Genomic DNA, 19,080 nt, shown 5'->3' with positions numbered 1-19,080 from the left:
GGGTTATCCATGCATGAGGCGTTCTGGCAGGAGCGTTGGGCGCGTAGCCAAATCGGTTTTCATCAGGAGAAGGTCAACGGCTATCTGCGCCGACACTGGGCAGGCCTCGGGCTACCCGGCGATGCAGCAGTGCTGGTACCGCTATGTGGCAAGAGTCTTGATCTGGCCTGGTTGGCGGAGCAGGGGCACCGGGTCATTGGGGTCGAGCTGGCAGAGCGTGCGGTGCAGGATTTCTTTGCCGAGCGTGATGTTCAGCCTGAGGTCTCCCAGCAGGGTGCGTTCAAGGTCTATCAGGCAGGTGAGCTTCAGATTCTCTGCGGCGATTTTTTTGCCTTGGGCCATGAGCATGTCGCCAACTGCCAGGCCTTCTATGATCGCGCCGCGCTGATCGCGTTACCCCCGGAAATGCGCGAGCGCTATGTCGCGCATCTTCAGACGATATTGCCGCAAGCCTGCCAGGGGCTGCTGGTGACGCTGGTATACGATCAGCAGCGTATGGATGGCCCGCCATTCTCGGTGGAGGATGACGAGGTCAGGCAGCATTTCGCGGCAGGCTGGTCGCTGCGCATGGTGGAGGAAAAGGATGTGCTGACGGGAAATCCGCGCTTCAGCGACAGCGGCCTGACTGCTGTGGATGAGCGGGTGTTCCATCTGACGCGCCGCTAGCGGCACTGCTGCAATGAAAAAGGCGACCCGAGGGTCGCCTTTTTAGTCTGCGGTTTGAGCATCAGCCCAGGCGGCGCAGCGCCTCGATACGATCTTCCAATGGCGGGTGGGTCATCAGCAGGCCGGCCAGGCCATTTTTCAGGCCGCCGTTGATACCGAAGGCGGTCAGGCTGTCGGGCATCTGCACCGGTACGCCCTGCTCGGCGCGAAGGCGCTGCAGAGCGGCGATCATTGAACCGGTACCGGCAAGACGAGCGCCAGCTTCGTCAGCCTTGTACTCGCGCTTGCGCGAGAACCACATAACGATGATGCTGGCCAGGATGCCCAGCACCAGCTCGGCGAAGATGGTCGCGACAAAATAGCCGATGCCGTGGCCTTCTTCGTTCTTCAGGATCGCCTTATCAACGAAGCTGCCGAAGATGCGTGCGAAGAACATCACGAAGGTGTTTACCACACCCTGAATCAGCGCCAGGGTGACCATGTCGCCGTTGGCCACGTGACCGATCTCGTGAGCCAGTACCGCACGTACTTCATCGGGAGAGAATCGCTCCAGCAAACCCTGGCTGACTGCTACCAGGGCGTCGTTCTTGTTCCAGCCGGTGGCGAAAGCGTTGGATTCATAGGCCGGGAAGATGCCGACTTCCGGCATTTTGATGCCGGCATCGCGGGACAACTCTTCAACGGTTTGTAGCAGCCATTGCTCATGGCGGGTTCTCGGCTGAGTGATGATCTGCGTGCCGGTGCTCATTTTCGCCATCCACTTGGACAGGAAAAGCGATACCAACGAGCCGGCGAAGCCGAACACCGCGCAGAATACCAGCAGGCTGCCATGGTTCTGGCCGGTGAAGCGGTCGACCCCCAGCAGTTTGAGGGTGATGCTGGCGATGACAAGCACCGCTAGGTTGGTGGCCAGGAACAACATAATGCGCATCATGGTGTGGACGGACTCCTCACAGGGAAAGATTCTGGTGTAATGCCGGCTATATAAGGGCGGCCTCTGAAGCCTTTCAAGCGGTGACTATTTCAAACTATGTCGTCTGACCGGGCTGGCGCTACTCGAACAGCAGGCGGGTCAGGCTGGCGATGCGCTCGCCATCCTGCTCGGCCAGTGCTTCGCGCAGCTGGAAAGCTAGAGTGGCATGGACGCGGCGTACGCTCGGAGGCAGTGTCTGATCTTGCACCTGTATATGGGGCAGGGCACCAGACAGACGCAGAAAGCCCTTTTCACTCAGCACGGCCTGATCCAGCGCGTCATAGGCGATGGTCGACTCGAAACGCAGATAACCTTCTTCAGCCAACCACAGGAGGGCGCCCAGACAGGCCTGGTGGCGTTTGCTGGGCAGGCCGAACTCGTCGGGCTCCTCGCGGCCGATAAGGTCTTCCACGTACAGGGCCATCTTGCGTGGGAAGGCCTGATAGAGCATTAGCAGGCCACTGGCGGCGTCGCGGTAGAAATCGTCGATCTGCAGATCCATGGTGCTCTATTGGCTGTAACCTTTGAGGAAGTTGCCTATGCGGCCGATGGCTTGCTCCAGATCGTCCACCCGGGGCAGGGTGACTACGCGGAAGTGATCTGGCCATGGCCAGTTGAAGGCAGTTCCCTGAACGATCAGCAGCTTTTCCGAAAGCAGCAGGTCGAGCACGAACTTCTCGTCGTTGTGAATCGGGCAGACCTTAGGGTCGATCCTAGGGAAGGCGTAAAGCGCCCCCATGGGCTTGACGCAGCTGACGCCCGGGATGTCGTTAAGCAGCTCCCAGGCACGGTTGCGCTGTTCCAGCAGGCGGCCGCCTGGAAGAACAAGGTCGTTGATGCTCTGGTAGCCGCCGAGAGCCGTCTGGATCGCATGCTGGCTCGGTACGTTGGCGCACAGGCGCATGTTGGCGAGGATATCCAGGCCCTCGATATAGCTGGCCGCCTTGTGCTTTGGCCCGGAGATGGCTACCCAGCCGGAACGGAAACCGGCCACCCGGTAGCTTTTGGACAGGCCGTTAAAGGTCAGGCAGAGCACGTCCGGAGCCAGCGAGGCGGTGCTGATGTGCATGGCGTCGTCATAGAGAATCTTGTCGTAGATCTCATCGGAGAACAGCACCAGATTGTGCTGGCGTGCCAGTTCGACAATGTCCTGCAGAACCTCCTTGGAGTACACCGCGCCGGTGGGGTTGTTCGGGTTGATCAGTACCAGCGCCTTGGTATTTGGCGTGATCTTGGCTCGCATGTCGGCGATGTCCGGGAACCAGCCGGCCTGTTCGTCGCACAGGTAGTGCACCGGCTTGCCGCCGGCAAGTGCTACGGCAGCCGTCCACAGCGGGTAGTCGGGAGCGGGAATCAGTACCTCGTCACCGTTGTTGAGCAGCGCCTGCATGGCCATGACGATCAGCTCGGATACGCCGTTGCCCAGGTAGATGTCCTCGATACCGACGCCTTCCACCTGCTTCTGCTGGTAGTACTGCATCACCGCCTTGCGCGCGCTGAACAGTCCCTTGGAGTCGCTGTAGCCCTGTGCGGTTGGCAGGTTGCGGATCACGTCCTGAAGAATTTCCTCGGGGGCCTCGAATCCGAACGGTGCCGGGTTGCCGATATTCAGCTTGAGGATCCGGTGACCTTCCTCTTCCAGACGTTTGGCGTGCTTGAGTACCGGTCCGCGGATGTCGTAACAGACGTTGGCGAGCTTGTTCGATTTGCTGACCTGCATGTGAGAAATCCTGATCGATGAGATGCCCGCCGGGTGTACTGCCGGCACCTCTTGCAGGGTACGGCAACCGGAGCTGGGGACTGACTTTGGGGGCGAATCATACGTCGCGCCTTGGGCATGGCAAAGGTGCGTGGAGGGGTTTTTTCTGTTCTGCATGACAGGTCGCCATTTTCCCGCTTTCTGCCCGATGGATCGTTGTGCTGCAATCGACTGTCATTGCGGGGCTGCCGTTCGTGGCAGAATCGGCAGAGCCGCTTAGCTGATCGAGAAGGAGAATGCCATGGAAAAGCTGGAGAAGCCTCTGGAGGTCTGGCGCGAGGAATTGTCCGAGGAACAGTTCCATGTCTGTCGCCTGGGCGGCACGGAGCGTCCCTTCAGTGGCGTCTACCATAACGACAAGACGCCCGGCCTGTACCAGTGTGTCTGCTGCGGTGAGTCGTTGTTCGATTCGGATGCCAAGTATGACTCAGGCTGCGGCTGGCCCAGTTATTTCCAGCCGGTGAACGATAGCGTCATTCGTGAGCTGGACGACTTCAGCCATGGAATGCACCGCATTGAGGTGCGCTGTGCACGCTGCGATGCCCACCTGGGTCATGTTTTTCCCGACGGCCCGCGACCAACGGGGCTGCGCTACTGCATCAACTCGGTGGCACTGAAACGGGTTCCGCGCAGCTGAGCTGGCTGCCAGCAGGCTCAGACGCTCTGAGCCTGTGTCCGCTCGGCCTCCAGCAAGCTCCGACAGGCCTGCCGTATCATCTCTTCGGTGATGGGGATTTCACGGTTCTGGCTGTCGATGATAAAACCGCCCGTCGTTTCCCGGGTTTGCCGGGACGAATTGGTCGGATGCTGGCAGGCAGTGGCGTCGTGCAGATTCATTTGGCGTCTCCCTTGTTTTTGGCTGCGGTCAATTTACAAGCACTGGATGACGACGCTATGACGGGATACTTTGGGTGGTGATCCCGGCAATTCTTAAGGCCGGTGGCCGGACAGCCTGTGTTCATATGAGGAATACATGTCGCGTTTTCATATTGGTCTGATCATCAATCCGCTGGCTGGCCTGGGTGGCCCGGCCGCCTTCAAGGGGAGCGACGGCCTGGCCGAGCAGGCGCTGGCCCTGGGCATCGAACCACGGGCCGCGCAACGTGCGCGCACAGCTCTGGAGCAGCTCCTGCCATTGCGCGAGCGCATTGAATTCATCAGCTATCCGGGGGCCATGGGCGGCGATCTGCTGGCACAGATGGGCTTTGTCCATCGTTTGCTGGGACAGCCGTGCGCCGGACCGAGCACAGCAGAGGATACGCGCCGCGCCGTGCAGCAGCTGCAGCAGGCCGGCGTGGCGTTGATCCTGTTCGCTGGCGGTGATGGGACAGCGCGCGATGTCTGCTCGGCGGTTCGTCCTGATCAGCCGGTTCTGGGAATTCCCGCCGGGGTGAAGATTCAGTCCGGCGTCTATGCCATCAGCCCGCGTGCCGCCGGCGAGCTGACCGTCCGCCTGATCGAAGGCGGGCTGGTTCGCTTGACCAGTGGCGAGGTGCGCGATATCGACGAGAATGCCTTGCGCGAGGGGCGGGTAACCGCACGCTGGTACGGCGAGCTTTGTGTACCGCAGGAAGGCGGCTATGTGCAGGCGGTCAAGCAGGGTGGGGTGGAGTCGGAGGAGCTGGTGTTGGCCGATCTCGCTGCCTGGCTGGAAAGCGACTGGGAGCCCGGCACTCGCTACGTGTTGGGTCCAGGCTCGACTCTGCACGGGCTGGCGCAGAATCTTGGACTGGAAACCACTCTGCTGGGCGTGGATGTGATCGAGGATGGTCAGGTTATTGCTCGGGATGTCAACGAGCGCGAATTGTTCGAGTTGGTCGATGGGCATACGGCCTACCTGTTGGTGACCGCCATCGGTGGTCAGGGTCACATCATTGGCCGAGGCAACCAGCAGATCAGTCCGCGCGTCCTTCGGGCAGTGGGACTGGAACGGCTGCGGGTGGTGGCTACCAAGCGTAAGCTGGCTACGCTGGAGGGGCGTCCGTTGCTGGTTGACAGTGGCGATACGACGCTTGATGACGCCTTCCCGGACGTGGTTCGGGTCTGGGCCGGCTACCGCGAAGAACTGCTCTATCCACTGCGTGCCAGCCTGTGAGCTGGGTATCAATGTGGGGTGTGATCGGGCTGCTGGGACTGCTGAGCGTCCCCGTGCAGGCCATCGAGCCCGAGCGACTGGTTCAGGCGGCGCGCAGCCAGGTCGGCCTGACTCTAGGCTATGACCCGAGCTACCGCCGTCTCGACTATCCAGGCGGGGACGTTCCGCTATGGACTGGAGTCTGTAGCGATGTGGTAATTCGAGCCTTGCGTGTGCAGGGGCTTGACCTGCAGGAGGCAGTGCACCGCGACATGCGCGCTGACTTTGCGGCCTATCCGCAACGCTGGGGGTTGACGCGGCCGGACAGCAATATTGACCACCGCCGCGTCCCCAACCTGATGACCTGGTTCTGGCGTCAGGGCTGGTCGCTGCCACTTCGCCAGGAAGCGTCAGCATTCAGGCCCGGGGATATTGTTACCTGGGATCTGGGACGTGGGCTCACTCATATCGGCATCGTCAGCGACCGTACCGGTGCCGAGGGTGTGCCGCTGATCCTGCACAACATTGGTAGCGGCACGCAGGAGGAAGACATCCTGTTCGCTTTCGAGATCATCGGTCACTATCGTCCCCGGAAACTTTAGGATCTGCAGGAAAGTGCTGCGTTAGATGAACCTGGGCAGCATGACGCGAGTTTCAGCGCTGAGGCCTGATGGTGGCCGCAGCTCCGGTCGAGGCAATGATGATGGCCGCCACTGCCAGCCACTGACTCCAAAGCAGTTTCTCGCCGAGAAAGAGTAGCCCGCACAGTGCTGCGATAGCCGGCTCCAGACTCATCAAGATGCTGAAGGTTCGGGCTGGCAGGCGAGTGAGTGCGTGCATCTCCAGGCTATAGGGCAGAGCCGACGATAGCACTGCTACACCCAGGGCAATGGGCAACAGTTCCATCGCCAACAGGTTGCTGCCGGCGTGCCACAAACCGACGGGGAACACCATCAGGGCTGCCACCCAGGTGCCGAGGGCTACGGTGTGGCGGCCGTGTTCTGCGCCGGCCTTCTGTCCGAAGACGATGTATAACGCCCAGAATACGCCGGCGCCTAGAGCCAGTGTGGCGCCCAGCGGATCGATGGCAGCATCGCGTGATCCAGTGGGTAGCAGCAGCCATAGTCCGAGCACGGCCAGCACGATCCAGATGAAGTCCAGCAGGCGTCGCGAAGAGAGTAGTGCCAATGCCAGTGGCCCGGTGAATTCCAGCGCTACGGCAATGCCCAGCGGAATGCTCTGCAGGGACATGTAGAACAGCAGGTTCATACCGCCCAGCGATACGCCATAGGCCAGCAATGTCTGGCAGCTACGCAGGCTCAGCCGGGCTTTCCATGGCTGCATGACCAGCGACAGGATGACGGCACCAAGCACCAGGCGCAGTGTAGTGGTGCCTTCGGCACCGACCAGCGGAAACAGATTCTTGGCCAGCGATGCGCCGCTCTGAATCGACGTCATGGCCACAACAAGCAGGCCGACGGGTAGAAGAATGGCGGTGCGGGGCATGGCTGCTCCTGCTGAGTTCGGGCTGGAAAACTCTGCCGGTCCGGTTCTGTTACAGAGCAGTGAGTACAGGCCTTCCGGCAAGTGGTGGCCGGTGTGCCGGACTGCTCCTTGGAGCAGGCGGACGCATCCGGCCAGTTTGGAATGGATCAGTGGTATTCGCAGAGGTAGGCAGTGTCCACGGCAACCTTCAGTTGGAACTTGCTGTTGGCCGGTACGTTGAACTGGCTACCAGACTCGTAGGTGACCCAGCTGTCGCTGCCAGGCAGTTTGACCGTCAGGGCGCCGGCGACGACGTGCATGATTTCCGCCTGGCTGGTGCCAAACTCGTACTCGCCCGGTGCCATGACGCCGACGGTGGCATTGCCTTGTGCCATGGTGAAACCGATGGATTTGACGCTGCCGTCGAAATACTCGTTGACCTTGAACATTTGCGTTTCCTTGGGACCGGTTGAAAAAGGGGCGTCAGTATGCCCAAGCGCAATTTACCCGTCATTACCCTTTGAGCGGCAGTACCAGCGGCAGCAGCCGGGCAGTGTTGCGGGCATCCTCCAGGGCGCGGTGCTGCTGCCCTTGGAACTGCATACCGGCCAATTGCAGTGCAGTGTTCAGTCCAACCGGGCGTGGCAGCTTACGGGCTCGGGCAAAGGCCTGCTTAAGGTTCAGATGCGGAATTTCTGCCAGCCGGCTGTGCAGGTCGTGCTGGCGCCATTCCTGTTCGAGCTGGCGGCGATCGTAATCACCCCAACTGCACCAGCCGGCCAGCAATGGGGCCTGGCATTGCAGCCAGTTCTCGAAGCGCGACCAGACCTGCGGCATGGAGGCAGCCGCATCAATATCGTTCTGCTCGATGTGAGTCAGCTCACGGCAGAAGACGGTGAGGCAAGGTCGGCGCTGCGGCCGGACAAAACGCTGGAAGTGATCGCACTCGCGGCCGTCAGGTCTTACCAGTGAGGCGCCAATCTCGATGACTTCCATTTCCTCCGTGGGCCAGCCACCTTCATCAGTGGTGGCTTCCAAGTCGATGACCAACCAATGCCCCATGGGCGCTCCTTAGCACTGCAGCCTGATCCAGAATCGCAGGCAGTATGGAAGGCCTTTTCGATCCGGGCAAACCTCATGTTAGGCTCTGCCGCCTGCATTCGAAGGAGTATTGATATGGCAAAGGTGGCGTTTCTCGGCCTGGGCGTCATGGGCTATCCGATGGCTGGGCATCTGGCCCGCAAGGGGCATCAGGTGACGGTTTACAACCGCTCGCAGGGCAAGGCCGAGCAGTGGATGGGCGAATATGCCGGCAGTAGTGCTGCGACACCACGTGAGGCCGCTCAAGGCGCTGAGCTGGTGATGTGCTGCGTGGGCAACGATGATGACCTGCGCAGCGTAGTACTGGGTGAGCAGGGTGCTTTTGCCGGCATGGCGCCGGGGGCGGTTCTGGTCGACCACACTACGGCTTCGGCCGATGTTGCCCGTGAACTGGCGGCCGTTGCTGCCGAGCGTGGCCTGAGCTTTCTTGATGCGCCGGTGTCCGGTGGCCAGGCCGGCGCGGTCAACGGTGTACTGACGGTGATGGTCGGTGGCGAACAACAGGCCTATGCCACAGCCGAGCCGGTAATCCAGAGCTACGCGCGGATGGTGCGGCTGATGGGGCCGGTCGGCAGTGGGCAACTGACCAAGATGGTCAACCAGATCTGTATCGCCGGGCTGGTTCAGGGACTGGCCGAGGGGCTGCACTTTGCCCAATGCGCCGGTCTTGACGGTCATGCGGTGGTGGATGTCATCAGCAAGGGAGCGGCACAGTCCTGGCAGATGGAAAACCGCTACAAGACCATGCTGGCTGGCGAGTTCGACTTCGGCTTCGCGGTCGACTGGATGCGCAAGGATTTGTCGATCCTGCTCGAGGAGGCGCGGCGCAACGGTGCGCAACTGCCTGTAACGGCACTGGTTGACCAGTTCTATGCCGACGTCCAGGGCATGGGCGGTGGCCGCTGGGACACCTCCAGTCTGGTGGCTCGTTTGCAGCGCAACCGCTGAGTGGAAAAATCTCGACAGGCTGCGGCCGGCATTATTAGGATTTGCGCCCTCGGTTTTACCCTTTCGAGGTTGCTCATGGAGTGTCGTGCCGGCTGCGGTGCCTGCTGCATCGCGCCTTCCATCAGCTCACCTATTCCAGGCATGCCGGCCGGGAAACCGGCAGGCGTGCGCTGCATACATCTTTCCCCGGACTTTCTCTGCAGGCTTTTCGGGCGCCCCGAGCGGCCGGCTGTCTGCTCTTCCTTTATGGCCGACCGGGAGGTTTGCGGGGAAGATCGCGACAGTGCCGTTCGCATTCTCGGCTGGCTGGAGCAGGCAACCGCCTGAAGCCTGCTGCTAGTGATGCGAGCCGTCCAGGCTGGCCTGCAGTGCCTGGTCCCACGGCGGTGGAAAACCGAAGCGCTGTTTGAGAAAACTCAGCAACAGGCGCGTGCGCGGACTGGCCTCGCGTTCCAGGCGCAGGGCGTAGATGCTGGCAGGTTCGGCCTTTGGCAGGCCGTTCTCACAGAACAGTGGGATCAGCTCGCCACGCTGCAGGTACTCACTGCTCATCCAGGTTGGCAGATGGGCGATGCCGAGCCCGGCAAGTGCACTGAACAGTAGCGTTTCGGCGTTGTTGCTGGTCTGCCGCAGACGCCTGGGCTTGCACAGTTGCAGTCGGCCATCGACCTCGAAGCGCCAGGCATAAGGAGGTGCCAGGCTGTCCCAATCGAGGCCGTCATGCTGTTCCAGTTCAAGGGGGGAGCGCGGAATACCGCGACGGCGCAGATATTCCGGGCTGGCGCAGACGATGCGGGTCATCGACGCCAGCGCAGTGGCGACCAGGCGACTGTCAGGCAGCGGGCCGATTCGCACCACGATATCCACTTCCCCCAAATGCTCACCCTGCAGGTCGATGAAGCTGTCGATCAGTCTTAGCTGAACGTCCAGCCCGGGATTGGCGCGCAGGAAGTCGGCGATAGCCGGTGCCAGGTGGCGACGACCGAAGGGCGAGGGTGCATCAATGCGGATCAGACCCTCCGGGGCGCTGCTTAGCGATACCGCTTCAGCGCGCGCCAAGTGCAGCTCGGCGAGGATGCGACGGGCTCGTTCAGCGAAGGCCAGGCCTGCCGGGGTTAGCCGCACCGCGTGCGTGGTGCGGCTGAACAGGGTGCTGCCAAGCGCCCGTTCCAGCGCGTCAATGCGTCGGGCTACCGTCGAGGGCGTGAGGGGATGGCGCCGGGCCGCTGCCGAGAAGCTGCCGCTTTCCACTACATCGAGAAACAGCTGCAACTGCTCGGTCAGTACATCGGGATTCATGGCGTGGTCTCTGTTTTGCGTTGTGGGCAAAGCCATTTTGCGTGGCTGTGCGTTTCCGCGCCATATGCTGGCGACTACCATGCGTGGAAATGTCCGGGGGGTGCCATGAATTTGCTTGATCCACTGCTGAATCTTTTGCTGGGGCTCGGACTCGGCACACTGGGCGGACTATTCGGCATCGGTGGCGGTCTGATTGCCATTCCGGTGCTGGGCGTGCTGTTCGGCCTGGATCAGCAACTGGCTCAGGGGACGGCGCTGGTGATGGTAGTGCCCAATGTGATGCTGGCGCTTTGGCGTTACCACCAGCGCAACCGCATCGAGTTGCGCAATGCCTTGCTGCTTGGTGTCTCCGGTCTCGTCTGTGCCTGGCTGGCTTCGCTCTATGCGGTGGATCTGGATTCGCGCAGCATGCGCTGGGCCTTCGTCGGGTTTCTGCTGGTGCTGGTCGGTTACAGTCTGCTGCGAATGCAAATGCCTCAGCGTCCGTGCGTCGACCGGTTGCAGCAAAGGCGTGGCTGGCTCGCCGTGCTAGGTGGGTTTTCCGGTGCTCTGGGGGGACTGTTTGGCGTCGGTGGTGCGGTGGTGGCAACGCCGGCACTGACCAGTCTGTTTGGTGCTACCCAGGTTGTGGCGCAGGGGCTGTCGTTGTCACTGGCACTGCCCAGCACTGGAGTGACGCTGTTCACCTATGCGCTGCATGACCAGGTCAACTGGTGGATGGGGGTACCGCTGGCCGTCGGTGGTCTTCTCAGCATCAGTTGGGGAGTGCGTCTGGCGCATTCACTGCCGGAGTCTTTGCTACGCAGTCTGTTCTGCGTTTTCCTGCTGCTCTGTGCACTGATGTTGGCGCTGGAGTAGGACGTCAATCTTCGCTCTCTTCAGGCGAGAACCTTCGGTGCCATAGAGGGCGGCGAATGGACGATTGCCGTCATGGGGGCGGTTATGCTGTCTGACTGGGCATTTCTGGCAGATACAAGCCTATGGCGTGATCCAACTTTCTGCTGCAATGCTTTTTGGAACGACAGCTGTCGAGTCTGTTGGCGTGGCTGGCGACGTTCAGCAAGGTTGTGTGATGGTTCGTGGCGAGTTTCGGCGCTGCGAATGCTGTGGCCTATGCGGCGCCGCTGGCGTCAACTGGGTTGGCGGATGCGCCCGGGTGTCCTGAACGAGGCGCTGTAGCCGATACGGGAGAGCTCGTTGTGTAAATGAACTGACTGGAGTGTCTGAATGAGTGCTGCACGTAAGGGCGCCGACATTTTCCTGTTCCAGGTGATGCTGCTGCTCTGCGCCATATGGGGCAGTCAGCAGGTTGCCATCAAGCTGGCGGCCGATGACGTCGCGCCCATGTTGCAGGTGGCCTTGCGCTCCGGCATCGCTGCCGTTTTGGTTGGGTTGTTGTTGCTATGGCAACGTGGCTGGCGTGAGTGGCTAGGCCCGACCTGGCTGGCCGGTCTGCTGGCTGGTGTGCTGTTTGCTCTGGAGTTTTTCTTCATTGCCGCTGGCTTGCGCTTTACCACGGCTTCGCACATGGCGGTGTTTCTCTACACGGCGCCGATCTTCTCGGCACTGGGTTTGCATTTTATGTTGCCCAGCGAACGTCTGCGTCTACTGCAGTGGCTGGGTATTGCACTGTGCTTTAGCGGTGTAGTGGTGGCTTTCGGCATCGGCGGGAACTGGGGTGGACTTGACGCCTCGATGTTGCTCGGCGATGCATTGGGACTCTGTGCAGGCATGGCCTGGGGTATGACCACCGTTGTGGTGCGCGGCTCGCGCCTGTCGGAAGCCCCAGCGGGATTGACACTGTTCTACCAGTTAGGAGTGGCCTTTGTGCTACTGCTGGCTTATGCGTTGCTGGTGGTGGATTTCAGTCAGCTGCGTTGGACGCCACTGGCTGTGGGCAGCATTTTGCTGCAAGGTGTGGTGGTGTCGTTCTTCACCTACCTGGCATGGTTCTGGCTGTTGCGCCGCTACCTGGCTTCGAACATGGCGGTGTTTTCCTTCATGACACCCCTGTTCGGTGTGAGCTTCGGGGTACTGGTGCTGGACGAGCCGCTGACGTTGAACTTCATTATTGGCGCGGCTCTGGTATTGGCCGGTATCAGCCTGGTTAGCAGTGCTCCCTGGCTGCGCCGCCGGCTGGCAGCCAGGTTAACTGAGTAGGCAGGAAGAGTCTGCCCCGTAAGCTCCTCAGGGCAGACGTCTTGGCTTCCTATTGCTGACTCAGGCGTGTGCGCATGTTTTGCGCACGCTCGTAGGCACCGGGGTGGGAGGAGAACAGGCTGCCTTCGCCGCCGCCTAGCTTGGCCAGTTTCTCGAACGCGGTGACCAGACCCTGGCGCGGGATGTTGCGCTCGGTCAGCAGGTCGAAGGAGAAGTTGTCGGCGGCGTTCTCCTGGCTTTGCGAGAACTGTGCATTGATCAGTTGCTCGCCCAGTGCGCCGAGCTGTGAAGCAGACAGCAGGGCCACGGTGGAGTTGCCCGAGGCAGCGGCAGCGTTGCGGGCTGCGGCCGTAGCGTAGGCGGTCTGCATGGCTTTTTTGGTGTGACCGAGCGCGACATGGCCGATCTCGTGGCCAAGAACTCCTTCCACTTCATTGTCGGTCATCAGGTCCATTAGCCCGCTGTAGACGCGCACACAGCCGTTGGCCATGGCCCAGGCATTGGCCTCATCAGCCAGATAGACCTTGTAGTTGATCGGAGTACCGTTGATCTGATGGCCTAGATTGGCGGCGATCTTCTCCAGGCGCTTGGTATAGGGGCTGGAGGCATCGGCAATCTTGGCAGCCGCATCCATTTCTGCGCAGGCCTGATCCGACATGCTCTTGACCTGTGCATCGGTCAGGGTGGCAGCTTGCACGGCCATCAGGCCGGATTGCAGCATGGCATCGGGGGACATGTTCTGGCAGCCGCTCAGCAGGACGGCGCCGGACAGGGCGAAGGCGGAGAGAGAGGTACGCAGTTGCATGATCATTGTCCGTGTAAGTGATGGTGGCGGCGAATCTACCCGACAGACAGCAGTACGGTCATTTCGCAGCTACTGCGCCGGACGGTCGGCGCAGCCTGCATTATGCCGCAGAAGCGCAGGATAAGTGTGAGCCGGTTCTCCACCCGGGTCAGCGCTGTGCCTGCTTCAGTGTCTCGGCGATCATGAAGGCCAGCTCCAGGGACTGGTCGGCATTCATGCGCGGGTCGCAGTGGGTATGGTAACGATCGCTCAGGCCATCCTCGGTGATCGGTCGTGCACCGCCAATGCACTCGGTGACGTTCTGTCCGGTCATCTCGATATGAATGCCGCCGGCATGGGTGCCCTCGGCGCGGTGAACGGCAAAGAACTGTCGGACTTCGGCGAGGATCTGCGCAAAGTCGCGAGTCTTGTAGCCGCTGGAGGCCTTGATGGTATTGCCGTGCATCGGATCTGAACTCCATAGCACCTGGCGGCCTTCGCTCTGCACCTTGCGCAGCAGGCGCGGGAAGTGTGCCTCGACCTTGTTGGCCCCCATACGCACGATCAGGTTGAGGCGACCCGGATCGTTTTCCGGATTGAGGATGTCGATCAGGCGAATCAGTTCGTCCGGATCCATGCTCGGGCCGACCTTGACCCCTATCGGGTTCTCGATGCCGCGCATGAATTCGACGTGGGCACCATCGAGCTGGCGGGTGCGGTCGCCGATCCAAAGCATGTGCGCGGAGCAGTCGTACCAGCGGCCGGTGAGGCTGTCCTGGCGAACGAAGGCCTGCTCGTAATTCAGCAGCAGAGCCTCGTGGGCGGTGAAGAAGCTGGTTTCGCGCAGTTGGGAGGCGCTGTCCAGTCCTACGGCGCGCATAAAGGCCAGGGTTTCGTCGATACGCTCGGCCAGTTGTCGGTATTTTTCCGACAGTGCCGAGTTGGCGATGAAGTCCAGGTTCCACTGATGCACCTGATGCAGATCGGCGAGGCCACCCTGAGCGAAGGCGCGCAGCAGATTGAGACTTGCCGTGGCCTGGTGATAGGCCTGTAGCAGACGCTCGGGATCAGGCGCGCGGCTGGCGGCGTCGAAGGCGATGCCGTTGACGATGTCGCCGCGGTAGGCGGGCAAGGTGACGCCATCGACCGTCTCGTAGCCTGCCGAGCGGGGTTTGGCGAACTGGCCGGCCATGCGGCCCACCTTCACCACCGGGCAACCAGCGGCAAAGGTCATGACAATGGCCATTTGCAGCAGCACCTTGAAGGTATCGCGGATCTTTGCTGCGGAAAATTCGGCAAAGCTTTCAGCGCAGTCGCCACCCTGCAGCAGGAAGGCGCGGCCCTGGGTGACCTCGGCGAACTGCCGGCGCAGTTCGCGGGCCTCGCCGGCGAACACCAGCGGCGGGTAGCCGGCCAGGGTCTGCTCAACCCGAGCAAGGTGTGCGGCGTCAGGGTATTCGGGCTGCTGCTGGATAGGCTTGGCCCTCCAGCTGTCTGGGCTCCAGGTGTGTGGCATGAGCGTCTCTGACATTGGGGCGGAAGAGGCGCATCTTAACCGAACTGGCCCCGCTCACTGAAAGCCCAGACTCCCTTAGGCCGGTGCGATATGACTTGGTTGTGCCACGGGCTGATAGCGCGGCAGCACTTCGCGGCTCGGCAGGAAACAGCCGTACTGCTGTACCTTGCCCAACTCGTCCGGGTACTCCAGGCCACGCCGGTAGGCGATCCGACCGTTGATCAGCGTCAGCTCCACCGCTGCGTCATTGCGCTTGACCACTCGCTCCAGGCCGAGCACTTCCATCGGCGCCTCGTGCAGTTCATCCAGTGTTTCGTCGAGTCCCGCCGGGTTTATCAGCACCAGGTCGGCGCGATCACCGACACGGATGTATCCGGCATCTACCCCAATGAAGTCGGCCAGCTCGCCGCTGCAGCGGCGTACCGCCTGCCCCAGCTCCATAAACGGCTCGCCAGCCAGTTCGGCGTCGCGCACGTACTTGAGAAAACGCAGTGGGAAGTTGTACTGGGCGATGGAGCGCAGGTGCGCGCCGGAGTCGGCGAAGCCCGGGTGCGTCCAGGGGCTGGCCAGCAGCTTGCGCATGATCGGCTCGCGCTCGTTGCCGTAGCAGGTCGTCCATTTCAGCTCCTCGCGGTACTGGCAGGCCAGCTCGAAGTAGGCATCCACCGCGTCCAGGCCGCGCGCCTGACCGAGCTGCTTGAAGTTCTTGCCGACCATTGCAGGATCCGGGCATTCGGTTACCCAGCAATCGGAGAAATCGCGGTGCCACAGGCCCTTGGTCAGGATCGCCTTGACCTGCTTCTTGAACAGGGCGCGGAACTCGGGTTCCTTGACCTTGGCGTAGAGTTCGTCCGGATCCTTGATATTGCGCAGAATCTCACCTGCACCGAACTCCTCGAAGGCGTTCACGTTGAGACCTTCCAGACGCAGAGTGAAGGGGGCCGGCAGGGTCTGCCAGCGGAAGTGGCCGCGCAGTACCTTGTTCGCCAGCCAGCCGGAAAGACGCGTGAAACGGTGTAGCAGTGGTTGCGACTTGAGATCCAGGGCTGTGAGCATGGTGCACTTGAGCGGCTTGCGGAACCAGCCATGGGCTTGCCAGAGGAAGGCGAACACGTTGACCTTGGTGACCGCATTGGGCGCGCCCTGCAGCACGGCACCGCGCCGACGGAGGATGGCGAACAGTCGTGAAAACTCCTTCCAGCTGGCGAAGGTAGAAGGCAAGGGACTTGACCAGGCGCGGTCACCGTCCATCTTGTCCAGCCGTGTCGTCATTACCGAAAGACCGATACAGCCGGCATCCAGTGCTTCCTCCAGCAGTTGCTCCATACGCCGCATTTCAGTCTCGGTCGGTTTGACCCGACTGGTAGCGCGTTCCAGGCCCATGACTGCCACGCGCAGCTCGGAGTGGCCGAGGAAGGAGTTGACGTTCGGTCCCAGCGGTAGCTGGTCGTAGAAAGCGCGATAGCCAGATGCGTCGCGCCAGGTCTTCTTCTCCTGCAGGATCGGCAGGACATATTCGCGCGGCACTGCCTCGACCCGGGTGAACAGATCCGAACAGTCCTCGGGTTCAGCCAGCACCATGGAAATGGAGCAGGAGCCGATGGTAACGGTGGTTACGCCGTGGCGCACCGACTCCTTCAGTGCCGGTGCGGCAATTACTTCGGCGTCGTAGTGTGAGTGGATTTCCAGAAAACCTGGGGTGATCCACTTGCCTTCGGCGTCGATCACCTCAGGGCAACCGTCTTCGTTCAGCGGGCTGAGGCTGAGTACGTCGATCCGTCCATTGCGGATGCCAATGTGACGACGGACCCCCGGGGTGCCGGTGCCGTCGAAGTACAGACCGTTCTTGATGATGATGTCGTAGCTCATGGCAGTCTCCAGGGGGCCAGCAGCAGGATGCCGGTGGCCAGCAGCAGGATGTAGATGGCGATGCGGAAATGACGCTCGTCAAAACGCCGATGCAGGCGTTCGCCGAACCAGACGCCGAGCAGCAGCAGCGGCGCATAGCCCAATACCTGTGGCAGTGCCGGAATCAGGCGGCCGTCGAGCAGGAAAGCCAGGGTCAGCAGACTGTTGAGGGTGAACCAGACGCTGACCAGGGTGGCGCGCAGACGAGCCTTGTCCAGATGCGTGCCGGTCAGGCCGAACACCAGCAGCGGACCGCCGGAGGCGAACAGTCCATGGCTCAGACCAGCGCCCAGGGTGATCAGACGGGTCAGCCAGGCCGGACGCTGCGGCAGAGTGCTAGCCCGGCGCAGACGCCATAGCTCACGGCCGGCGAACCACAGGATCAGTACGCCGAAGCCGCGCTTGAGCAGCCCGGCATCCAGCCAGGGCAGCAGCCAGTAGCCGAGCAGGGTGCCGACCAACATCCCCGGCAGGATGCTGCCCAGCAGCAGCGTCAGGTCGATCTGTGCGCGGTGCTGCCAGGCTAGGTAGCCGGTCATGCCGATGTTCAGTGGAACAAGTACTGGCAGCAGTTGATCGATTGGCAACAGCAGCGCGCCGAGTGACAGGGCAATGACGATACTGCCGAAGCCGGTTACCGCTTCCAGTGTGTAGGCCAGCAGGATGAACAGGCCCAGTGCGTAGGGGGCAAGGGCAGTCATGGCAATTCTCCGGCGAAGCGCTGGCTCATTTTCTGGTAGTAGAGACTGGGGGTCAGACGCCAGAGCAGGCTTGCCAGCCAGCTGGCGCGATCCGGAAACAGTCGCTTGCGGCGTTGTTGCAGGGCCTGGAGAGTCTGCACGGCCATCCACTCGGCACTGCGTATGGCACCGATCGTTGAGCGCGGATGAGCGGCAGGAAGACCGTCGGCACCGAGTGCGTTGCGTTCGATGGGAGTGTCGAGAAAGCTTGGATAGACCAGCAGCAGGCCAATGCCGTCACGCTCGATTTCTCCTCGTAATACCTCGAAGGCCTGGGCCAGTGCGCTTTTCGCCGCGCAGTAGCCTGCCCGTCCCAAAACCGGCATCCAGCCGGCCATGGAGCCTATGGCAATTACCTGACCGCGGCTCTCGCGCAGCAGCGGCAGGGCGCTGAGGGTCAGTTCCAGCGGCGCGTGATAGTCCACTGCCATGACCTTGCGGAACACGGCAGGTGCTGTGCGTACGGTGGGGGAGCGATGGGTGATGCCGGCGTTATTGATCAGCAGGTCCAGACGGCCGAAGCGTGTGCGGCAGGCTTCGATGAGCTGCTCATGCAGCGCCGACTCCGTGATGTCGCCGGGCAGCCCCAGTACTCGATCGCTTTCCAGCTCTGCAATACGCTCAGCCAGACCGGCAGCATCGATGTCGGTCAGCAGCAGGGCGTCGCCGCGGGCGTGGCAGGCCCGTGCCAGCTGCCAGCCGAGCCCACCGGCAGCGCCGGTGATCAGGGTAACGTGCATCAGGGTTCTCCTGCCTGGATCGGCCTGCCAGGCGCCGCTGCCGACGTGCGGCGCGACCAGAGCCACGCTAGGCTCAGGCCCGAGACCAGATGCCAGCAGCCCCAGAATGCGGCGATCAGCAGCATGCCGCTGGCATGCGGGAAGAAAGTGAAAATAATCACCAGACCCAGTGCGGAGTTTTGAATGCCGGTCTCCAGAGTGACGGCTCGGGTGTCTGCCTCGCTCAGGCGCGCCATTCGCGCACTGCAGTAACCAATCAACAGGGCCAGCAGGTTGTGCCCGACAACCAGCCAGAAGAACAGATGGAAATGGCTGAGGAACTGATCCAGGTTGCGACTGAAAGCCAATCCAACGAAACCCAGCATCACGACCAGACTGGCCAGACGCAACGGTTTCTCCACGCGCAGGGTCAGTAGAGGGAAACGCCTGCCGATAGCCATGCCGGCCACCAGCGGTACGCCGAGTACCAGTACCACCAGAAGCAGCAGACCGAACGGATCGATATCGATGCTGGTGAGCAGAGGCTGGGTATACGGGTTGAGCCAGGCGTAGAAGGCGAAGTTAAGTGGCGTCAGCACACTGGCGGCAAGGCTGGAGACGGCGGTCATGCTCACCGAGACAGCGACGTTGCCACGCGCCATCCAGGTCATGATGTTGGAGAAGCTGCCGCCGGGACAGGATGCCACCAGAGTCATACCCAGTGCCAGTTCTGGCTCGATGCGTAGCAGCCAGCAGGCCAGGCAGGTCAGTGCCGGCAAAAGCAGGAACTGCGCCAGCAGGCCGATGAAGGGCGCACGGGGAGAACGCACGATGCGGCGGAAATCCTCGGCGCGCAGTTCGAGCGAGACGCCGAACATCATCAGCGCAACGATCAGGTTGATCAGCACCAGGCTGCTCGGGTCGAAGGCGATTTTAACCTCGTCCATC

22 protein-coding genes are annotated in these 19,080 nt (G+C 61.7%); 8 read left to right on the top strand and 14 right to left on the bottom strand.

The genetic code is table 11. From position 1 onward, the window contains the following. The first annotated feature begins 9 nt into the window (after positions 1–9). The gene (locus NCCP436_RS06395; protein ID WP_220803109.1) at positions 10–666 is read left to right on the top strand and encodes a thiopurine S-methyltransferase; all 657 of its coding nucleotides are present in this window, start codon (positions 10–12) and stop codon (positions 664–666) included. 61 nt (positions 667–727) lie between these two features. Here the strand turns inward: NCCP436_RS06395 and htpX are convergent, their stop codons facing one another. The 3 genes from htpX to NCCP436_RS06380 all read right to left on the bottom strand — a co-directional run bounded on the left by htpX (position 728) and on the right by NCCP436_RS06380 (position 3,359). Next, positions 728–1,600 (bottom strand): protease HtpX, encoded by an 873-nt coding sequence (gene htpX / locus NCCP436_RS06390; protein WP_220803108.1) that lies wholly within the window; start codon positions 1,598–1,600, stop codon positions 728–730. A 118-nt stretch (positions 1,601–1,718) separates the two neighbouring features. Continuing rightward, positions 1,719–2,141, bottom strand: coding sequence for a hypothetical protein (locus NCCP436_RS06385; RefSeq protein ID WP_220803106.1), 423 nt, complete (start codon positions 2,139–2,141; stop codon positions 1,719–1,721). Between the two features lie 6 nt (positions 2,142–2,147). Beyond that, positions 2,148–3,359 (bottom strand): pyridoxal phosphate-dependent aminotransferase, encoded by a 1,212-nt coding sequence (locus NCCP436_RS06380; RefSeq protein ID WP_220803104.1) that lies wholly within the window; start codon positions 3,357–3,359, stop codon positions 2,148–2,150. A 280-nt stretch (positions 3,360–3,639) separates the two neighbouring features. Here NCCP436_RS06380 and msrB point away from each other — a divergent pair, with 280 nt between their 5' ends. Then, complete coding sequence (gene msrB / locus NCCP436_RS06375; protein ID WP_220803103.1) at positions 3,640–4,035, top strand: peptide-methionine (R)-S-oxide reductase MsrB; 396 nt, start codon at positions 3,640–3,642, stop codon at positions 4,033–4,035. 17 nt (positions 4,036–4,052) lie between these two features. Here the strand turns inward: msrB and NCCP436_RS06370 are convergent, their stop codons facing one another. After that, positions 4,053–4,235 (bottom strand): PA1571 family protein, encoded by a 183-nt coding sequence (locus NCCP436_RS06370; protein ID WP_220803101.1) that lies wholly within the window; start codon positions 4,233–4,235, stop codon positions 4,053–4,055. Positions 4,236–4,371: 136 nt separating this feature from the next. On the opposite strand from NCCP436_RS06370, the gene NCCP436_RS06365 reads away from it, so the two are divergent. Beyond that, positions 4,372–5,493 (top strand): ATP-NAD kinase family protein, encoded by a 1,122-nt coding sequence (locus tag NCCP436_RS06365; protein ID WP_220803099.1) that lies wholly within the window; start codon positions 4,372–4,374, stop codon positions 5,491–5,493. Positions 5,494–5,504: 11 nt separating this feature from the next. Then, on the top strand, positions 5,505–6,074 hold the full coding sequence (locus tag NCCP436_RS06360) for a DUF1287 domain-containing protein (protein WP_220803098.1): 570 nt from the start codon (positions 5,505–5,507) through the stop codon (positions 6,072–6,074). A gap of 52 nt (positions 6,075–6,126) precedes the next feature. Here NCCP436_RS06360 and rhtA read toward each other — a convergent pair whose 3' ends face one another. The 3 genes from rhtA to NCCP436_RS06345 all read right to left on the bottom strand — a co-directional run bounded on the left by rhtA (position 6,127) and on the right by NCCP436_RS06345 (position 8,019). Beyond that, positions 6,127–6,978, bottom strand: a complete 852-nt coding sequence (gene rhtA, locus NCCP436_RS06355; protein ID WP_220803097.1) for a threonine/homoserine exporter RhtA — start codon at positions 6,976–6,978, stop codon at positions 6,127–6,129. Positions 6,979–7,124: 146 nt separating this feature from the next. Then, a complete protein-coding gene (locus tag NCCP436_RS06350) occupies positions 7,125–7,406 on the bottom strand; it encodes a pyrimidine/purine nucleoside phosphorylase (RefSeq protein WP_220803096.1) in 282 nt (93 codons plus the stop codon). 64 nt (positions 7,407–7,470) lie between these two features. Next, complete coding sequence (locus NCCP436_RS06345; RefSeq protein ID WP_220803095.1) at positions 7,471–8,019, bottom strand: exonuclease domain-containing protein; 549 nt, start codon at positions 8,017–8,019, stop codon at positions 7,471–7,473. A 114-nt stretch (positions 8,020–8,133) separates the two neighbouring features. Between NCCP436_RS06345 and NCCP436_RS06340 the strand changes: the two genes are divergently transcribed. Both NCCP436_RS06340 and NCCP436_RS06335 read left to right on the top strand, forming a co-directional pair. Then, complete coding sequence (locus tag NCCP436_RS06340) at positions 8,134–9,006, top strand: NAD(P)-dependent oxidoreductase (protein ID WP_220803094.1); 873 nt, start codon at positions 8,134–8,136, stop codon at positions 9,004–9,006. Positions 9,007–9,081: 75 nt separating this feature from the next. Then, positions 9,082–9,333 carry a YkgJ family cysteine cluster protein gene (locus tag NCCP436_RS06335; RefSeq protein ID WP_220803091.1) on the top strand — a complete coding sequence of 84 codons (252 nt, stop codon included), beginning with the start codon at positions 9,082–9,084 and terminating at the stop codon, positions 9,331–9,333. Between the two features lie 9 nt (positions 9,334–9,342). Here the strand turns inward: NCCP436_RS06335 and NCCP436_RS06330 are convergent, their stop codons facing one another. Continuing rightward, positions 9,343–10,305, bottom strand: coding sequence for a LysR family transcriptional regulator (locus NCCP436_RS06330; RefSeq protein ID WP_220803089.1), 963 nt, complete (start codon positions 10,303–10,305; stop codon positions 9,343–9,345). A 105-nt stretch (positions 10,306–10,410) separates the two neighbouring features. Between NCCP436_RS06330 and NCCP436_RS06325 the strand changes: the two genes are divergently transcribed. After that, positions 10,411–11,163, top strand: a complete 753-nt coding sequence (locus NCCP436_RS06325) for a sulfite exporter TauE/SafE family protein (protein ID WP_220803087.1) — start codon at positions 10,411–10,413, stop codon at positions 11,161–11,163. Between the two features lie 369 nt (positions 11,164–11,532). Beyond that, positions 11,533–12,465 (top strand): DMT family transporter, encoded by a 933-nt coding sequence (locus NCCP436_RS06320; protein ID WP_220803086.1) that lies wholly within the window; start codon positions 11,533–11,535, stop codon positions 12,463–12,465. A gap of 49 nt (positions 12,466–12,514) precedes the next feature. On the opposite strand, the gene NCCP436_RS06315 is transcribed toward NCCP436_RS06320, so the two are convergent. The 6 genes from NCCP436_RS06315 to NCCP436_RS06290 form a co-directional block, all read right to left on the bottom strand. Further along, positions 12,515–13,270 (bottom strand): M48 family metalloprotease, encoded by a 756-nt coding sequence (locus tag NCCP436_RS06315; protein WP_220803084.1) that lies wholly within the window; start codon positions 13,268–13,270, stop codon positions 12,515–12,517. 148 nt (positions 13,271–13,418) lie between these two features. After that, positions 13,419–14,765 (bottom strand): class II 3-deoxy-7-phosphoheptulonate synthase, encoded by a 1,347-nt coding sequence (locus tag NCCP436_RS06310; protein ID WP_220803082.1) that lies wholly within the window; start codon positions 14,763–14,765, stop codon positions 13,419–13,421. Positions 14,766–14,840: 75 nt separating this feature from the next. Continuing rightward, positions 14,841–16,634, bottom strand: coding sequence for an amidohydrolase family protein (locus NCCP436_RS06305; protein WP_220803081.1), 1,794 nt, complete (start codon positions 16,632–16,634; stop codon positions 14,841–14,843). Further along, the gene (locus NCCP436_RS06300) at positions 16,631–17,374 is read right to left on the bottom strand and encodes a sulfite exporter TauE/SafE family protein (RefSeq protein ID WP_220803080.1); all 744 of its coding nucleotides are present in this window, start codon (positions 17,372–17,374) and stop codon (positions 16,631–16,633) included. Before NCCP436_RS06300 ends, NCCP436_RS06305 begins: the two co-directional genes overlap by 4 nt. Then, positions 17,371–18,153, bottom strand: coding sequence for an SDR family NAD(P)-dependent oxidoreductase (locus tag NCCP436_RS06295; RefSeq protein ID WP_220803079.1), 783 nt, complete (start codon positions 18,151–18,153; stop codon positions 17,371–17,373). Before NCCP436_RS06295 ends, NCCP436_RS06300 begins: the two co-directional genes overlap by 4 nt. Further along, complete coding sequence (locus tag NCCP436_RS06290) at positions 18,153–19,079, bottom strand: bile acid:sodium symporter family protein (RefSeq protein ID WP_220803078.1); 927 nt, start codon at positions 19,077–19,079, stop codon at positions 18,153–18,155. The genes NCCP436_RS06295 and NCCP436_RS06290 overlap by 1 nt, the downstream gene beginning before the upstream one ends. Position 19,080 lies beyond the last annotated feature (1 nt).

Origin of the sequence: Pseudomonas sp. NCCP-436 (genome assembly GCF_019656335.1) — a bacterium.
GTDB lineage: Bacteria > Pseudomonadota > Gammaproteobacteria > Pseudomonadales > Pseudomonadaceae > Aquipseudomonas.
This window is presented reverse-complemented; position numbering and strand designations above follow the sequence as displayed.

What these genes read in the sequence shown, in the direction of transcription:
- NCCP436_RS06370 (WP_220803101.1), bottom strand. Translation starts at nt 4,235, where the DNA reads ATGAATCTGCACGACGCCACTGCCTGCCAGCATCCGACCAATTCGTCC.
- NCCP436_RS06350 (WP_220803096.1), bottom strand. Translation starts at nt 7,406, where the DNA reads ATGTTCAAGGTCAACGAGTATTTCGACGGCAGCGTCAAATCCATCGGT.
- htpX (WP_220803108.1), bottom strand. Translation starts at nt 1,600, where the DNA reads ATGATGCGCATTATGTTGTTCCTGGCCACCAACCTAGCGGTGCTTGTC.
- NCCP436_RS06315 (WP_220803084.1), bottom strand. Translation starts at nt 13,270, where the DNA reads ATGCAACTGCGTACCTCTCTCTCCGCCTTCGCCCTGTCCGGCGCCGTC.
- rhtA (WP_220803097.1), bottom strand. Translation starts at nt 6,978, where the DNA reads ATGCCCCGCACCGCCATTCTTCTACCCGTCGGCCTGCTTGTTGTGGCC.
- NCCP436_RS06300 (WP_220803080.1), bottom strand. Translation starts at nt 17,374, where the DNA reads ATGACTGCCCTTGCCCCCTACGCACTGGGCCTGTTCATCCTGCTGGCC.
- NCCP436_RS06335 (WP_220803091.1), top strand. Translation starts at nt 9,082, where the DNA reads ATGGAGTGTCGTGCCGGCTGCGGTGCCTGCTGCATCGCGCCTTCCATC.
- NCCP436_RS06380 (WP_220803104.1), bottom strand. Translation starts at nt 3,359, where the DNA reads ATGCAGGTCAGCAAATCGAACAAGCTCGCCAACGTCTGTTACGACATC.
- NCCP436_RS06345 (WP_220803095.1), bottom strand. Translation starts at nt 8,019, where the DNA reads ATGGGGCATTGGTTGGTCATCGACTTGGAAGCCACCACTGATGAAGGT.
- NCCP436_RS06395 (WP_220803109.1), top strand. Translation starts at nt 10, where the DNA reads ATGCATGAGGCGTTCTGGCAGGAGCGTTGGGCGCGTAGCCAAATCGGT.
- NCCP436_RS06310 (WP_220803082.1), bottom strand. Translation starts at nt 14,765, where the DNA reads ATGCCACACACCTGGAGCCCAGACAGCTGGAGGGCCAAGCCTATCCAG.
- NCCP436_RS06360 (WP_220803098.1), top strand. Translation starts at nt 5,505, where the DNA reads ATGTGGGGTGTGATCGGGCTGCTGGGACTGCTGAGCGTCCCCGTGCAG.
- NCCP436_RS06385 (WP_220803106.1), bottom strand. Translation starts at nt 2,141, where the DNA reads ATGGATCTGCAGATCGACGATTTCTACCGCGACGCCGCCAGTGGCCTG.
- NCCP436_RS06295 (WP_220803079.1), bottom strand. Translation starts at nt 18,153, where the DNA reads ATGCACGTTACCCTGATCACCGGCGCTGCCGGTGGGCTCGGCTGGCAG.
- NCCP436_RS06305 (WP_220803081.1), bottom strand. Translation starts at nt 16,634, where the DNA reads ATGAGCTACGACATCATCATCAAGAACGGTCTGTACTTCGACGGCACC.
- NCCP436_RS06330 (WP_220803089.1), bottom strand. Translation starts at nt 10,305, where the DNA reads ATGAATCCCGATGTACTGACCGAGCAGTTGCAGCTGTTTCTCGATGTA.
- NCCP436_RS06340 (WP_220803094.1), top strand. Translation starts at nt 8,134, where the DNA reads ATGGCAAAGGTGGCGTTTCTCGGCCTGGGCGTCATGGGCTATCCGATG.
- msrB (WP_220803103.1), top strand. Translation starts at nt 3,640, where the DNA reads ATGGAAAAGCTGGAGAAGCCTCTGGAGGTCTGGCGCGAGGAATTGTCC.
- NCCP436_RS06325 (WP_220803087.1), top strand. Translation starts at nt 10,411, where the DNA reads ATGAATTTGCTTGATCCACTGCTGAATCTTTTGCTGGGGCTCGGACTC.
- NCCP436_RS06365 (WP_220803099.1), top strand. Translation starts at nt 4,372, where the DNA reads ATGTCGCGTTTTCATATTGGTCTGATCATCAATCCGCTGGCTGGCCTG.
- NCCP436_RS06290 (WP_220803078.1), bottom strand. Translation starts at nt 19,079, where the DNA reads ATGGACGAGGTTAAAATCGCCTTCGACCCGAGCAGCCTGGTGCTGATC.
- NCCP436_RS06320 (WP_220803086.1), top strand. Translation starts at nt 11,533, where the DNA reads ATGAGTGCTGCACGTAAGGGCGCCGACATTTTCCTGTTCCAGGTGATG.